We start from the raw sequence: 16,005 nt of genomic DNA, 5'->3' as shown, positions 1-16,005 counted from the left end.
TCAGCTCCAAATCCGAAACAAGATACATCGGAATATATAAATATTGCAAATTGGATGGAAAGAATATTATGCTAATAGCTTGGGAGTGGGCAGAGCGGTAAAAATTAGCTAGGTAGCTATAGTTTTAAGCAAGCAGCCACTTCAGGGCTTCGTCGTTATCCGAAAAGCTTTTCACTTCGAAACGTGTTTTGCCCTGCGCTTCGGCACGGGAAATAACTGATTCTAATGATAGTTTATGGAAAACGCTTTCCGGGAGCACCCTTGCCAGTTTTTTAAGGTTGGTTTGCGAGAGCAGTTCGTAAAATTCGTTAGCCATCCAGTCTTTGGCTTTAGGCCCCAGGGCACCTAACACTTTTCCGCTGGCAATGGCCCGTTCTACTTTGTGGTCGCGGAGCGCTTCGTATAGTTTTGTGCCACCGGCAATCAGCTCGTCGTCGGTTACATGGCGCAGCCATTCAGAGCGCAGCAAATTGCCTTTCAGATCGACTTCGATCTTATAATAATCGGAAGAGTAGACAGTAGTGAAAGGCATAAAATTGCATTAAATAACTATAGTTGCTGTCGTTGCATCGGGCAATCTAATCATCAAAAGTATGTAAAAAAATACATACTGCGTGTTGTCTTAAGTTTATTATTTTAATCCTGCCTATTCGTCTACTGCCGTTCCTTAAATTGCACTGAATTTAAGCGTGTATGTAAAAGAAAAAACCCCGCCTGTTAGAGGCGGGATTTCTATAGTTAAGCGTTCACTTTCTGGAAGCTGGTAATGGCATCGCTCAGGTCGTAAACCGGAACATCGAATTCCTGCTCCAGTATGCTTTGTCCGGCGGCAGAGCGGTAACCGGCGGCGCAGTGTACCATTATTGGTTTGTCCTGCGGAATCTCGTTTTTGCGCTCACGCAACTCCGGCAACGGAATGGTGATGGCACTGTCGAATATCTTGCCTGCTTTTACTTCGCCGTTGTTACGGATATCAACTATAGTATAGTTATCCGGGTTCTGGCGGAAGTCGTTCAGGTCGGTTTCTACGCTGGTTTCTGGCAGGTCTGTTGGTGTTAGCAGCGCTCCTTTTATATTGCCTTCGTAACCGATTTTTGCTGCTTTCCGGATCACAGAGTTTAACACTTCTTCGTTCTCAGCAATAAGGTAGAACTTCTCGTTCGGGCCAACTATAGAACCCAGCCAGGTCTCAAATTTACCGCCTTCCTGAATGTTGATGCTGTTAGGCTTATGGCCTTTTTTGAAAGCTGCCTGCGGACGTGTATCTACGACTAAAATGCCTTCTTCCAAAGCAGCATCCTGCGTTAAGCGTGGCACAGCAGCAATACTTTCTTCAAAGCTGCGGGCGCCGGCTTTGTTCATGGTCACATCGTGGCCGAAGTATTTTGGAATAAAAGGCTGATCTTCGAGCAAGGTTCTGATGAACTCATCTTCGCTCATGTCCTGCAGCGCATAATTCGTTTTTTTCTCACGGCCTATCGTGGAGAACGTATCGGAGCTCAGGTTTTTACCGCAAAGCGAGCCAGCGCCGTGGGCAGGGTACACTAGTACTTCTTCGTTCAGTTTTTTGAAAACGTTGTTGGTAGTGTGGTACATCTGGCGGGCCAGTTCTTCGCGCTTGGCCGTCATGTTACCTACATTTTCGCGTAGGTCCGGGCGGCCTACATCGCCTACAAACAGGGCATCGCCGGTAAAAGCTGCGTGTTGGTTGCCGCTTTCATCCAGCAAAAGTATAGTTACGCTGTCGGGGGAGTGACCTGGCGTGTTCAGAGCTTTTAGGGTTAGCTTGCCCAGTTTTACTTCATCGCCATCATCAAAAGACTCATGCTCGTAATCAGCGCCCAACAGTTTACTTACATAAATGGTGGCGCCGGTTTTCTGGGCTATTTCCAGGTGCGAGCTTACAAAGTCGGCATGCGGGTGCGTTTCAAAAATGGCTACAATCTCGGCATTGTTGGCTTTAGCAAAGTCGAAGTACGGCTGCGGGTCGCGGGCCGGGTCTACAAGGGCCATCCGGCCTTCGCTTATAATGGCGTAGCTGGCGTGTGCCAGGCCTTTATCGTAAAACTGCTCTATTTTCATTGTATGTAATTATACTTGTAAAATCGTGATGGTTGGGCTATTCTTTGGTTGGTAAACCGGCACTTTTCAGTTCTTCGTAGCCACCAATGTTAAATACATTTTTAAAGCCGGCATCCTGCATCAGTTTGGCTGCTTTACCACTTCGGTTGCCGCTTTTGCAGTACAGGTAGTAGGTCTTTTCCTTATCCAGGCCATCTAAGCTTTTGGCAAAATCACCATTCAGTAGATCGGAGTTGGCAGCACCCTGCAAATGGCCCGAAGCAAATTCTTCCTGGGTGCGTACGTCAATCAGCACACCTTTTTGTGTGGTGGCTTGTTGTTTATATTCGGTTGGCGTCAGGCGCTTGGCGGTGGTGGCATCCTGCTGTGGCTGGCCGCAGCTGAAAAATGCGGAAACTATAGTTACTAAGATCAGTTTCATGGGCTTTCTCTTGAGATTTGAACAGTTAAAGGTACCAATTTAAGGTAAAAACTACCAGCAGTCTGTATTGTTTTATGCGCCACCCACCACAAATAAAACGCCACTGCAGCATGGGGCAACAGTGGCGGTAAACTATAGTTGCGTACTAAAGTTTTAAAATATGCGGCAGGTGTTTATCGAATCTATAATGCTGGTAATGGAGCTGTCTGTCAGGAAGTAGAATACATTTTTGCCCTCGCGCTTGGTATCTACCACACCTTTGTCGCGCATGTTGGTCAGGTGGTGCGACAGCAAGGATTGTTCTATTTGTAATATTTCCTGCAATTCGCTTACAGTAAAGCGCTCCTTTTGCTGCAGCAGGTCTATGATGCTGATGCGGACCGGGTGCGCCACGCTTTTAAGCACATACGCTGCACGCTCCAACTTTTTCTTATCTAACCGTACCTTCAAACTGCTCATAGTGTCTTGTATTAGCTTTTTGCAATACATGAACATGTGTTCATGTTTACTAATTCAGTACAATTTTAAAGCCTGCGTAGTTCCTAAAGTAAATTAAAAAAGCAGCACAAGCCGTAGCCCGCGCTGCTTTTAACTATAAGAAACGGGAGATTAATTGATTTGCTCAGGAGTATTTAACCCACCCCTAACCCCTCCGAGGAGGGGAATTTCTGCTCAATTAATTTAGTCCCTATGGCGCGAGCGTCTTCGCTCGTGCTAAACTATAGTTTGGGCCTCCGGCCCAGTCGGATTGCAAATCCGACTTTATAGGTAAGTCACGGATCGCAGATCCGCGCCAGCAGAAAGAATTTTAACGGTTTCTAATTCCCCTCCTCGGAGGGGTAGGGGTGGGTTTACTTTTCAGGAATCTTAGTTAGGATGCACCATACCTGTAGCGTGCTGGGTAACATCTACGCCCAAGCCTTGCGCCACACCCAGACCTAAGCTGATATCGGCACGGAAGAAATGGCACAACTGGCGGTTAATGATCAGGTCGCGTTTTTCGCCGCTGATGCTGCGCATAGCGCCTACTATGTTGCTGATCGTATTTGCTTTTTCTTCAGGGGTCATTAAACGGAACAGGTCGCCGGGCTGTGAGTAGTGGTCGTTCTCGTTTTCGCCGTTGCGGTCAAACCAGTCGGCATATACATCGCGCTGTAGCGGTTCGGCTGGCTGCTTATAGTTTTCATCGGCAAAATTATCGTCGAAGCTGTTCGGAAAGTAGTTTGGTTTGCTGCCACCGTTGCCGTCTATGCGCATGGCGCCGTCGCGCTGGTAGTTACTGGTAGCAAACGGACAACGGTTCACCGGTATCTGCTCATAGTTGGCGCCCAGTCTGTAACGCTGTGCATCGGGGTAACCTAAAATACGGCCCTGCAGCATTTTGTCCGGCGAGAACGAGATGCCATCTACCACGTGCGCCGGTGCAAAAGCGGCCTGCTCTACGTGTGCAAAATAGTTGTCCGGGTTCTCGTTCAGTTCCAGCACGCCTACATCTATCAGCGGGAATTCCTTCTGCGACCACACTTTGGTTACATCAAACGGATTGAATTTATAGTTGGCAGCCTGCTCTCCGGTCATGATCTGCACCTTCAGGTCCCAACGCGGGAAGTCGCCTTTGTCAATCGCTTCTACCAGGTCGCGCTGTGCGTGGTCTGCATCTATGCCGCGCATTTTAGCAGCCTCTGCATCGGTAAAGTTCTTAATGCCCTGCTGCGTTTTAAAATGGAATTTCACGAAGTAACGCTCATTTTCTTTGTTAATGAACGAGAACGTGTGGCTACCAAACCCGTGCATGTGGCGGTAAGAGAACGGCGTGCCGCGGTCGCTCATCAAAATCATTACCTGGTGCAGACTTTCCGGGTTCAGGCTCCAGAAATCCCATACCATAGTTGCGCTTTTGCAGTTGGTATAAGGGTCGCGTTTCTGGGTATGGATAAAGTCCGGGAATTTTTTGGCGTCTTTGATAAAGAACACCGGCGTGTTGTTGCCTACCAGGTCCCAGTTACCATCTTCGGTGTAAAATTTAAGGGCAAAACCACGTGGGTCACGCTCGCTGTCGGCGCTGCCTTTTTCGCCACCTACTGTTGAGAAGCGCAGGAAAACACGTGTCTGCTTACCAATTTCGCTGAACAGTTTGGCTCTGGTGTATTTGGTGATGTCGTGGGTAACAGTGAAGGTGCCGTACGCGCCGGAGCCTTTGGCGTGCACGACGCGCTCTGGTATGCGCTCGCGGTTAAAATGGGCAAGCTTCTCGTGTAAAAAATAATCCTGCAGCAATACCGGGCCGCGCGGACCAGCTGTTTGAGAATCTTCGTAGTTGTAAACTGGTATACCGGATGCGGTGGTGATCTTGTGGTTTTTTTCTTTCTCGCTCATGGTCGGTTTCTTTTAGAGTAGTGTTCTGTAAGGATGCTCCAAAAGTACCGGGAGTGGTTTTATAAATCAAATTGATTAATTTTATAAAATGATAGTTTCTGTTTATAACTATAGTTGACTGTGGTGTAGAGAAAGAAAAAGGACTGGGCTTTTTGTCATCCTGAAAGGATCTTGTGGGCTTTTAGCAAAAGCTTAACCTACCTTCCACCAAGTTTCTTTACAGAATGACAAATTGTTTTTCGATTGATCAATTTACCGAACTATAGCTTAAAAGAAAATGACAGCGAACAACGAGCCTGCCGACACCAGCAGCCAAAGTATAGCTCCTTGTAAAAACGGACGTGCGCTAATACTTTTTATGGTTTTCAGGTTCAGGTTGATGCCGATGAAAAACAAGCTGAGCAGCAGGAATTTTTTAGCAACTAAAACTATAGCCGGCGCTGCAGTGGCAACTATAGGTACGAACGTAAAGAGCACCGATGCTAGCACAAACAGTGGAATAAAAAGCGGCAGGTTGAGTTTTGTCTCTTTGCTCTTGAACAGGAAGGCCGACACCAGTACCATCGGGATGATCCAAAGCGCGCGGGTTAGTTTTAGCGTAGTGGCAATCTCCAGGGCTTTAGCACCATACTTACTGGCTGCCCCTACTACCGAGCTTGTATCGTGAATGGCAATGGCTGCCCACACGCCAAACTGGCTCTGCGTCAGGTTAAACCAATCGCCAACTATAGGGAATACGAACAGGGCCAGCGCATTTAAAATAAAAACGATAGCCAGCGAAACCGAGATCTCGGCAGGTTCGGCTTTTATAGTTGGAGCCACTGCTGCAATGGCGCTACCCCCGCAAATAGCCGTGCCCACTCCAATTAAATGCGACAGCTTTGCCTGTATGTTAAACACTTTACCCAGAATATAAGCCAGGCCCAACGTTATAGTCAGTGATATGGCTGTGTAGATGATGCCCGATAAACCAGTAGCGCTTACCTGGTGCAGGTTAATGCTAAACCCAAGGCCAACTACAGCAATTTGCAAAGCGTATTTAGACGCCATCGAAGTATGTTTCTGCCACGGGTTACCAACTATAATTCCCATCACCAAGCCCAGAAACAAAGCCAGGGGCGCGGAAATGTAAGCTGTGGAAACTATAGCAAGCACTAAACCAGCTATCAGTATTTTCTGGAGTAAGGGGTAATTGTTGAGTAGCGGTAGGGGCATTGTAGTTTGTATGGTAGCGTGCAACAAAGTTATAGTTTACAACCATAACCTAAAACGACTCGCCCAGCACTACAAAAAAGTTTATGCCTTCGTGGCCATAGCCGGCATCCAGACGCACGTTAATTTTCTCTTTCGGATTCAGGGCAAAGCGCAATCCGGAGCCAATGGTGTACTTCAACCGGTCAAAGGCAAGGTCTTCTGTTTCATCAAAAACATCACCTATACCTGTAAAAGCTACCAGCCCAAACCTGCCTTTTATAGGAAAGCGGTATTCCAGTTGCGTGGCTACTACATTACGGGCCAAGAAACGGCTGCGGGCATAACCACGCAGCAAACGGTCGCCGCCTATAGTTGCCATGCGCATAAAAGGTACTTCGTCGGTATTTATAGTCAGTACCGTGTTGCTAGCCAGTACGTGGTTAGGTTTAAGTGCAAAATACTTGCTGAAGTTCAGGTTATAGTTGCTGTAGTTAAAGCCGCCACCCAACATACTGCCAAACCGGTAACCCGACAGCTCTAGTAACATCCCGCTGCTGGCAAACGAAACATTATCCCGGCTATCAAATAACAGCACCAGCCCTAAACCATTGTTCCAACCACCTTTGTAGCCCCTTATTTTTTGGGTTTCCAGTTGGCTCGGCTGGTCTTCTGAGATCGGGTTGGTTTCGGAGTTATAGTATTTGGTGAGCTGCAGGTCAGGGCCTACAAAAATGCCATTCCCAACCTGTTTCAGCGCAGCCAGTTTGGTGCCGATCAGGTCATATTCGTAGCGCTCCTCGTTATCCAGCGAGCTGTTGTTGCTAGTACCATAAAAACGATCTGTATAGATGCGGTGCCGTAGTTCGCCGCGCAGCAGGTACTTTTCTTCCCTGGTAAAAATGTTCCACTCCAGCCACTGGTCCATCTGTTTGTTCAGCGTGTAATCCGCAATCAAACGGGCTGTAGACAGACGGGTATAGGTGCTGTCTGTTTTGCTTTGCAGTTTAAAAAAGCCGATCAGCGCAACCCCAAAGCCGAGTTTGGTATCAGGGGTATAGTAAAGCACCGGCACCGGTATCAGCCCTTTGGTTTTCTTTTGGGTAACTATAGTTGAGTCGGGCGTTTGGGCTGCTACTTTAAAAACTATAGTTAGCAGTAACAGGGAGAGCAGGAGCGGGTGGCGGTAGTTCATAAACTATAGTTTAAAATCTGGCTGCTCTCAGGTAAACCGGCTTACATAAAAGGCTTAGCTCACAGTAAGATATAATATTTTTACAATATAGTACATAGTTGGGTGAGCCGCTCATATTTTTTAGTTACGGTATAAATGTTTTAACAACAGTATCCTTATATTTGATTACACTAAACTAACTGTAACTATCTCTCACTTTTACGCTAACTCATGAAGAAAATCTTAACCATTGCAGCCTGTCTCGCATTTGGAGCCGGCAGCGCGATGGCGCAGGAGACTTTTCCGCGCAATGGGGTGTACGATGAGCGGCCAGGCCTGGTAGCCCTGACCAACGCCACCATCCACACCGACTATAAAACCACGCTCAACAACGCTACGCTGCTTATCCGCAACGGGAAAGTAGAAGCCGTAGGCACCAACTTAAAAGTGCCTGCTGGTGCTGTTGTAGTTGATGCCAAAGGCAAGCACATTTACCCTGCTTTCGTGGATATGTTCTCTACTTACGGATTGCCGGAAGTAAAGCGCGAGCAACGTGGTTGGGGTGCCGCTCCGCAAATGGAGTCTAAAAAAGAAGGTGCCTACAACTGGAACCAGGCCATCCGTCCGGAAACCAACGCGGTAGAACTTTTCAAGGCAAACAGTAAGCAGGCCGATGAACTGCGCAAGCAGGGTTTTGGTACGGTGCTGGCTATCCACCGCGATGGCATTGCCCGTGGTACGGCTGCCCTGGTAACACTGGCTGACAAGCGCGAAAATGAAGTAATCGTGCTGGATAAAGCCGCCGGTGCCCTGTCGTTCGATAAAGGTTCTTCTACACAGGACTACCCGGCATCGCTGATGGGTGCTATTGCCCTGTTGCGCCAGACATATTTAGATGCACAGTGGAACAATCAGAACCCGGGCCGCGAGCAGAATATCTCGCTGAAAGCTTTTACAGACGCCAATCGTTTCCCGCAGATCTTTGAAGCAGGCAGCAAACTGGATGTACTGCGTGCCGATAAAGTGGGCGATGAATTCAGAACACAATACATCATTAAAACCAGCGGCGACGAGTACCAGATGCTGAACGAAATTAAAGCGACCAACGCGCCGCTAATCGTTTCAGTTAACTACCCGGATGCCTATAACGTGGAAGACCCTTATGATGCGCGTCGTGTATCGCTGGATGCCATGAAGCACTGGGAAATGGCACCTGCCAACGCGGCCATGTTGCAGAAAGCCGGTGTTACATTCGCCTTCACGGCATCTGACCTGAAGGATAAAAAGGACTTTTTGCCGAACGTGCGCAAAGCAATAAAGTATGGTCTGCCGGAAGAAGAAGCCCTGAAAGCGCTTACTGCTACGCCTGCCAAGTTACTGAAAGCTGAAAACATGGTAGGTAGCCTGGATGCTGGTAAACTGGCTAACTTCATTGTTACGTCAGGCAACCTGTTCGAAGACGATAACCTGATCCTGGAAAACTGGGTGCAGGGTGACCGCTACAAGATCACCGAAGTGCCATCAGACTATAGAGGCGTTTATACCTTAAAGATCGGCAACAACACATCTAAAATACTGAAAATTGCTGGTACTCCTGATAAGCCGGAGCTTTCGGTAATTGGTGCCGATACAGTAAAGGGTAAGATCTCTTTCAATGGTAACCTGGTTACGCTATCGTTTACCGACAGCAAAAAGAGCAACGAAACTATACGACTAAGCGGCTGGCTGGCTGATAAAAACCTGCAGGGCGAAGGCCAGTTGCCGGATGCCAGCACCGTAAAATGGTCGGCTACGTTCTCGGAAGCTATGACGCAGCAGGATAAAAAAGATACGGCCAAGAAAGCTGAGCAGGTAGAACTGGGTAAGATGATCTATCCGTTCCGTGCCTATGGCCAAACTGAGCTGCCAAAGCAGGAGACTGTACTTATCAAAAATGCTACCGTTTGGACCAACGAAAAAGAAGGCAAACTGGAGAATGCCGATGTCCTGATCAAGAATGGCAAGATCTCGAAAGTAGGCAAGAACCTGAGCGAATCAGGAGCTAAAGTAATTGACGGTACCGGCAAACACGTAACGCCGGGCATTATAGATGAGCACTCGCACATCGCCCTGAACGGCGTAAACGAAGGCACTCAGGCTGTTACCGCTGAAGTGCGCATGGCTGACGTGGTGAACTCTGACGATGTGAACATTTACCGCCAGCTGGCAGGTGGTGTAACGACTTCGCAGTTGCTGCACGGTTCGGCTAACCCTGTTGGTGGCCAGTCGGCTATTATCAAGTTGCGCTGGGGCAAGAGCCCGCAGGACCTGATGGTGGAAGGCGCTGATGGTTTCATCAAATTTGCACTTGGCGAAAACGTGAAGCAGTCTAACTGGGGCAATACACAAACTATACGCTTCCCGCAATCCAGAATGGGCGTGGAGCAGGTGTATGTAGATGCCTTTACCCGTGCCAAAGAATACGAGCAGGCCTGGAAGAACTATAACAAGCTTTCTAAAAAGCAGCAGGCCAAAACCGCAGCCCCGCGCCGCGACCTGGAACTGGAAACGCTGGTTGAGATCCTGAACGGCAAGCGTCACATCACTTGTCACTCTTACGTGCAGTCTGAGATCAATATGATGATTAAGGTAGCTGACCAGATGGGCTTTAAAGTGAACACATTTACACACATCCTGGAAGGTTATAAAGTAGCTGACAAAATGAAGGAGCACGGCTCTGGTGGCTCAACCTTCTCTGACTGGTGGGCTTACAAAATGGAAGTGAAAGATGCTATCCCGCAGAACGCAGGCATTATGCACAACCTGGGTGTGGTTACGGCCATTAACTCGGATGATGCTGAAATGGCGCGTCGCCTGAACCAGGAAGCTGCCAAAAGTGTGAAGTATGCCGGTGTAAGCGAAGAAGATGCCCTGAAAATGGTAACCCTAAACCCAGCCAAACTCCTGCACCTGGACGACAGAATGGGTAGCCTGAAAAGCGGTAAAGATGCTGATGTGGTACTATGGAACGAACATCCGCTTTCGATCTATGCACGCCCTGAAAAGACTTTTGTGGATGGAATCGCTTACTTCGATGTGGAGCGCGACGCCAAGATGCAGCAGGAAATGGAGCAGGAGCGCATGCGCCTAATCCAGAAGATGCTGAATGCCAAAGCTGGTGGTGCCAGAACGCAGAACCCAACTATAAAGAAGGCAAGCGTACTGCACTGCGAAGATGTGCACCATCACGAAGAAGAGAGCTACCTGGCTTATTAAGTGTTAAATTGTTAAATGGCTAAATTGCTGCAGGTTAAAAGGTTGAGCTATAGTTTTCAGATTCAACAATTTAACAATGCAGCAATCTAACAATCAAATAAAATGAAGATCCATAAAAGATATATATCCGCTTTTGCAGCTGTATTGCTGAGCACGGCTGCCTTTGCGCAGGTGCCGGCTCCGGCTGCCAAGCAAAGCAAACCTGTGTTGCTGAAAGGCGCTACGCTGCACGTGGGCAATGGCACAGTGGTAGAGAATGCTGCCGTAGGTTTTGACAATGGGAAGATCACTTACGCTGGTCCGCAGGCAGGTGCCAACAGCCTGAGCGGCTACGAAGTGGTAGACGTAACCGGCCAGCACATTTACCCCGGCCTGATACAGCCAAACTCCAGCCTCGGCCTGAACGAAGTGGAAAGCGTGCGTGCGACTATAGACTGGCGCGAAGTAGGCGACTTTAACCCGAACGTACGCTCTGTAGTAGCCTATAACACCGATTCGGACATTATTCCGACGGTTCGTGCCAATGGCGTGCTGATGACACAGCTGACGCCAATCGGCGGAACTATAGCTGGTTCGTCGTCGGTGGTGCAGCTGGATGCCTGGAACTGGGAAGATGCTATAGTTAAAGCGGATGAAGGCATACACCTGAACTGGCCTGCTATGCTGATACCAACCGGCGACAAAGAGCGTGACGAGCGCCTGAACCGCATGAAGGAAAACCGTGAGAAGACCTTGCGCGATCTGAGTCAGTTGCTGAGCGATGCTGCCGTTTTTAAAGCAGCTAAAGCTAACAAAGAGAACCTGAAGCTGAGCTCGATGGCCGGTTTGTTTGATGGTTCTAAAAAGCTGTACATCCATGCCAACTATGGCAAGGAGATCATCGAGTCAGTGAATTTTGCGAAGCAGCATGGCGTGAAGGATATCGTTATAGTTGGGGCAGGCGATGCGCTGGCCGTAGCTGATTTCCTGAAAGCCAATAACATTCCGGTTATTTACTCTGGTGTGCATGCCCTGCCATCGCGCGCCGAAGAAGATGTGTGGCAGCCTTACAAAACACCGTACCTGCTGCACAAAGCCGGCATTCAGTTCGCCCTGGACTACGACCTGAGCATCCACGGTACCCGTAACCTGCCTTTCATTGCCGGTACAGCTGCTGCGTTTGGTTTAGATAAAGAGCAAGCACTGGCTTCAGTAACACTGAACGCTGCCAAAATCTTAGGTATCGATAAGCAGGCTGGTTCTGTAGAAGTTGGTAAAGATGCAACCATCGTAGTATCATCTGGCGACCTGCTGGACATGCGTACCAACAATGTTACCTACGCGTTCATCCAGGGCCGTAAAGTAAACCTGGACGATAAGCAGCAGTTCCTTTACAAGAAGTTTGATAACAAGTATAAAGAGCAGAAGAAAGCACCAGCTGGTGCTACTACTTCAGCTGGAAAGTAGTTTATACTTGAACTATAGCATAAAACAAAACGAGCTGGCAGTTTTCTGCCAGCTCGTTTTGTTTTATGCTATAGTTACCTTCTCTTGTCATGTCGAGCGCAGCCGAGACATCTTATATGGCCTGTGGTTGACTTTGCCTCCCTTTTGTCATTTCGAGCAAAGCGAGAAATCTATCTCAGGCTATAGTTTGTAAAGACCTAGCAGCGTGCGCAGCTCCTGCTAGCGTCTGGTGCTATAGTTGCCTTTGCCTACTCTTTGATATAAGCCTTCTCTTTCATAGCTGTTTTTATTCCTGGGAGCTCTAAGAGCCTACCGTTCTATAGTTTACTTGGCTCCCTCTGGGGCCGGGAGGCCCCGTCTTCGGGCATCGCGCTGCTGCCTTCTTGCTATCCTCGTGCCTCGGATTGCCTGCGGCACCGCAACAAGTCAAAGGCGCTCAACCCAAAGACTGATATCATATTCGATAGCTGCTGCTCTGGCTGTAGTTTGATAAGTTAGAGTTGCATAGCTTTTCTCGTGGTTGTAATTCCGTAGGGACAGGTCGCGACCTGTCCTATCTTGGTCTGTAACTATAGAACTATAGCTTAAACTATAGCAGGTACAGGAGTTCCCCTCCTTAGATAAGGAGGGGCAGGGGTGGTTGGACCAAACGCAGCTATAGAACTATAGCTACAACTATAGCAAAGGCCCAATCCTGAAAATCCTATAATCCTGTAAATCCTGATCCAGACAAAAAAAGGCAGTTGTGAAAGCAACTGCCTTTCTTTCTAATATCATTAAGCTAAGCTTAATAAGCTTCCAACAGGAACGTGATATCATCGGTAGGGGCAAACTCCATTGGTTTCTGGCCTTGCAGGAAAATGCGGGCTGTAAGCGGACCTAACAACCGGATTTTATCACCTTCTACGCGCAGCATACTGCCTTCGCGCAGGCCCACTATCGGCTGGCGGTTGTGCCCATGGAACTCCATTATTCTTGTTTCGCGGGTTTCGCCCATGTGGGTTGAATCCGGGATAGGGTCAAGGTAATGTGGGTTGATGTTAAAGGGTACCAGTTGCAGCGCATCAAACGTTTTAGGCTGCACAATGGGCATATCGTTGGTAGTGCCGATGGTTTTGCCAGCTACGTTGGTTCCGGCGCTGGTACCTATGTACGGCATGCCCTTTAAGGCGCGCTCGCGCAGCGGCTCTACCAGCTTATTGGCGTATAGTTGCTTTAAAAGCAGGAACGTGTTACCGCCACCTATAAATACAGCTTCGGCTTCGTTAACTGCCTTTACAGGGTTATCATATTCATGCACACCAGTAGCACTGATGCCCCATTTTTCAAATGCTTCGCGGGCCTTGGCTGTGTAGTCATTGTGCGAAATGCCATTCGGGCGTGCGTAAGGAATAAACAAGATGCTGCTTTTCCCTTTCAGTAATTCTTTTATCTCTTCTGCGGCATGCTCCAGGTAGCCGGTGCCGTGCGTAGTCGACGTGCTGATCAATAATAGATTTCTGCTCATACCCCAAAAATAGAGAATTTGCCCGAATTCTATAGTTGATTCAATTGATTGTTGGTTGCTGATTATTTATTGTTGAATGTTGTTGAAAGGCTAAATTGCTAAAAGGTTTAATTGTTAACTCATTGAATATATCTAACACATCGCATTACTCCCTTACACCTTTTAACTTTCTAACTTCTCAACTTTCTAACTCTCAAACTATAGCTCACTCTTTCTCTTTGTTGATGGAAAGCTTCAGTTTTATAGTTTCGGTGTAGGGGTCCAGGGAACTATAGGTGGTAAGGGCGCGCACCAGGCCAATGCTTTTCAGGTCGTACATAAACCAGAGCTCTACATAAAAATCATACAGCCAGTACAGGTCTATTTTGCACCAGCCACGGATGCGGTGGTGCAGGTAGTGTCCTTGGGTTAAAACCAGTTCTGCCTGTTGGTAGGGGGGCAGCTTGTTAAAATCTTCGGGGCTGATCATAATTTATTCGGGTACGCACAATCCGACGGTAATTAAAAAAGGCTGCACGTGGCAGCCTTTTTCATTAACGTAAATAGCTATTGAAAGATTTTAATTCAGATACAAAGTATACAATTCGAACCGGTGCGAAGCAAAGCTCCAGTGCGACGAAGACGGGTGAATTTCAACGCCATCATCATCCATCAGGGTTATTGCAAAGCCGTCTCCCTGGTTCATCGGCTCAGTAAAATGTTTTACGGGGTAAATTTTTCCTTCTTCCACCCATTCGTCAGGTTCAAAAGCCGGAAGCGAGGCATCTATGCATTTGGCATAAACTGCCATATAGCTTGGAGGTACAAATAAATTAACCATATCAGTTCAACTTCAAAATCAGGAAAATAATTCCGCTGCCTTCGCGCCCGGGCAGGCAGCTACAGATCTGTTTACAAAAAGTATGCCTGTAATACATAGCATCAGAGAAGCCTCGAAAACCGCGGTTTTGGTGTGTACAGGCAAACAGTAGTTGTAAGATAGTACATAGAACATTATGATGCAATACTGTCCGGTAATTGACAGACGGCAACTATAGTTTGTTTCAGATCTGGTTGTTTGTATATTCATATGTTGATATTTGCAACTATAGGTATTGAAGATCAGAGGTTTATAAGACTTCTGATTTCAGGTCAGCCATTTTGGCCGGCAGTGCGTAGTTAAGTATTCCTCTGAGTTATCTGGTTACACAAACTATACAGCCATAATTATGGAAACAACTGAAAGACACAGCCAAACCGGCAGAAAACACTCGTTCCCGGTAGCGCCCGGAGTATGGGGACTGAAAACTATATTCGTGAACCTGTACTTTGTGGCAGAACCCGACGGCTCGTGGGTGCTGGTGGACACAGGCGTGTATGGTGCTGCCCCCAAAATAAAAGAGGCTGCTGCAGAGCTGTTTGGCCACGGCAACAAGCCACGCTGCATTCTGCTTACACACGGCCACTTCGACCACATCGGGGCTGTAAAAGAACTGGCTTCCGAATGGGATGTGCCGGTTTACGCGCATCCGCTGGAGTTGCCTTACCTGACCGGTCGCTCTGCTTATCCGCCACCAGACCCAAGTGTAGGCGGTGGTGGTATGGCTTATATGTCGTTCCTGTACCCGAAAAAACCTATTGATATAACCAGTTATGTAGAGTTATTGCCGGAAGATGGTTCGGTGCCGGGGTTGCCAGGCTGGCATTGGCTGCACACGCCGGGCCACACAGCCGGGCACGTTTCTTTCTTCCGCGAGCAGGATAGAGTATTGCTGGCCGGCGATGCTTTCATAACCCGCCACGGCGAGTCGGTGATGGCTGTGATGACGCAGAAAAAGCATGTGTACGGCCCGCCAAAATATTATACCTCCGACTGGGCAGAGGCCTACCGCTCCGTTGAAAAGCTGGCAGACCTGAACCCTGCCGTAGCAGCTACCGGCCATGGCATGCCTATGCGCGGACCAAACATGCAGTTTCAGCTGGAAGACCTGGTGCGTAACTTCTGGGAAGTAGCCGTACCAACGCATGGGCGTTATGTGCAGGCGCCCGCTATTACCGATGAGGCCGGTGTAGTATCAGTGCCGCCTGCCCCAAGTAACTCGGTTCCCAAAGTAATGCTGGCAGCAGGCGTTGTGGCCCTGGCAGGCGCAGCTATCCTGACTATGCGCAGCAAAAACAATAAAAAGCGAACGGACAACCTGCAGGGCATCAACCGTCCTTACTCACATAACCGGCCTGTCAGCGATACGGCACCGGCCACCGGCGCGGACCACGACGGCCCGGAACACACCAATAACTATCCGTGAGCGGAGTAAACTATAAAACAGAAAGACCAGCCACTACAGCGGCTGGTCTTTCTGTTTTATAGTTTGATTTTGGGTTTAAGATTTACGTCCGGAGCCGCTCTTTTTGCCGCCGCCATCCTGTTTGTTCACGGTAGCCCAGGCTCTTTTTTCGGCTTCGCTGTGGCTTACGCCGCGTTTTTCATAGCCTTCTTCAATGTGCTCAGCTTTGCGTTTCTGTTTGTCTGTGTAAGCTGATTTATCTCCTTGTGCCATAGTTCTCACGTTTTAT

The 16,005-nt window shown here is 48.3% G+C and carries 14 protein-coding genes; 3 read left to right on the top strand and 11 right to left on the bottom strand.

Features of this window, described 5'->3' with window-relative positions:
* Positions 1-124 precede the first annotated feature (124 nt).
* The 7 genes from H7F15_RS15625 to H7F15_RS15595 form a co-directional block, all read right to left on the bottom strand.
* Positions 125-532 (bottom strand): hypothetical protein, encoded by a 408-nt coding sequence (locus tag H7F15_RS15625; RefSeq protein WP_185197924.1) that lies wholly within the window; start codon positions 530-532, stop codon positions 125-127.
* 206 nt (positions 533-738) lie between these two features.
* A complete protein-coding gene (locus H7F15_RS15620) occupies positions 739-2,082 on the bottom strand; it encodes an MBL fold metallo-hydrolase (RefSeq protein ID WP_185197923.1) in 1,344 nt (447 codons plus the stop codon).
* Between the two features lie 37 nt (positions 2,083-2,119).
* Positions 2,120-2,503 carry a rhodanese-like domain-containing protein gene (locus H7F15_RS15615; RefSeq protein ID WP_185197922.1) on the bottom strand — a complete coding sequence of 128 codons (384 nt, stop codon included), beginning with the start codon at positions 2,501-2,503 and terminating at the stop codon, positions 2,120-2,122.
* A gap of 153 nt (positions 2,504-2,656) precedes the next feature.
* On the bottom strand, positions 2,657-2,962 hold the full coding sequence (locus H7F15_RS15610; protein ID WP_185197921.1) for a helix-turn-helix transcriptional regulator: 306 nt from the start codon (positions 2,960-2,962) through the stop codon (positions 2,657-2,659).
* A 408-nt stretch (positions 2,963-3,370) separates the two neighbouring features.
* Entirely contained in the window at positions 3,371-4,879 is a 1,509-nt protein-coding gene (locus H7F15_RS15605) for a catalase (protein WP_185197920.1), read from the bottom strand.
* 267 nt (positions 4,880-5,146) lie between these two features.
* Positions 5,147-6,094, bottom strand: coding sequence for a YeiH family protein (locus H7F15_RS15600; RefSeq protein WP_185197919.1), 948 nt, complete (start codon positions 6,092-6,094; stop codon positions 5,147-5,149).
* 49 nt (positions 6,095-6,143) lie between these two features.
* Entirely contained in the window at positions 6,144-7,265 is a 1,122-nt protein-coding gene (locus H7F15_RS15595; protein WP_185197918.1) for a BamA/TamA family outer membrane protein, read from the bottom strand.
* Between the two features lie 210 nt (positions 7,266-7,475).
* On the opposite strand from H7F15_RS15595, the gene H7F15_RS15590 reads away from it, so the two are divergent.
* Together H7F15_RS15590 and H7F15_RS15585 are read left to right on the top strand one after the other, a co-directional pair.
* Positions 7,476-10,499 carry an amidohydrolase family protein gene (locus H7F15_RS15590; RefSeq protein WP_185197917.1) on the top strand — a complete coding sequence of 1,008 codons (3,024 nt, stop codon included), beginning with the start codon at positions 7,476-7,478 and terminating at the stop codon, positions 10,497-10,499.
* Between the two features lie 102 nt (positions 10,500-10,601).
* Complete coding sequence (locus H7F15_RS15585) at positions 10,602-11,945, top strand: amidohydrolase family protein (protein WP_185197916.1); 1,344 nt, start codon at positions 10,602-10,604, stop codon at positions 11,943-11,945.
* Between the two features lie 787 nt (positions 11,946-12,732).
* Here the strand turns inward: H7F15_RS15585 and pepE are convergent.
* From pepE to H7F15_RS15570, 3 genes are all read right to left on the bottom strand, one after another.
* On the bottom strand, positions 12,733-13,452 hold the full coding sequence (gene pepE, locus H7F15_RS15580) for a dipeptidase PepE (protein WP_185197915.1): 720 nt from the start codon (positions 13,450-13,452) through the stop codon (positions 12,733-12,735).
* Positions 13,453-13,657: 205 nt separating this feature from the next.
* A complete protein-coding gene (locus tag H7F15_RS15575; RefSeq protein WP_185197914.1) occupies positions 13,658-13,921 on the bottom strand; it encodes a hypothetical protein in 264 nt (87 codons plus the stop codon).
* Between the two features lie 90 nt (positions 13,922-14,011).
* Positions 14,012-14,242: a hypothetical protein gene (locus tag H7F15_RS15570; RefSeq protein ID WP_255481280.1), complete on the bottom strand. Its 231-nt coding sequence runs from the start codon at positions 14,240-14,242 to the stop codon at positions 14,012-14,014.
* Positions 14,243-14,660: 418 nt separating this feature from the next.
* Between H7F15_RS15570 and H7F15_RS15565 the strand changes: the two genes are divergently transcribed.
* On the top strand, positions 14,661-15,737 hold the full coding sequence (locus H7F15_RS15565) for an MBL fold metallo-hydrolase (protein WP_185197912.1): 1,077 nt from the start codon (positions 14,661-14,663) through the stop codon (positions 15,735-15,737).
* A 75-nt stretch (positions 15,738-15,812) separates the two neighbouring features.
* Here H7F15_RS15565 and H7F15_RS15560 read toward each other — a convergent pair whose 3' ends face one another.
* Positions 15,813-15,989 (bottom strand): hypothetical protein, encoded by a 177-nt coding sequence (locus H7F15_RS15560; protein WP_185197911.1) that lies wholly within the window; start codon positions 15,987-15,989, stop codon positions 15,813-15,815.
* Positions 15,990-16,005 lie beyond the last annotated feature (16 nt).

Source organism: Pontibacter sp. Tf4 (assembly GCF_014212495.1).
Lineage (GTDB): Bacteria > Bacteroidota > Bacteroidia > Cytophagales > Hymenobacteraceae > Pontibacter.
The sequence above is the reverse complement of the archived record's forward strand: the minus strand, read 5'-3'. Positions and strand labels throughout refer to the sequence as shown.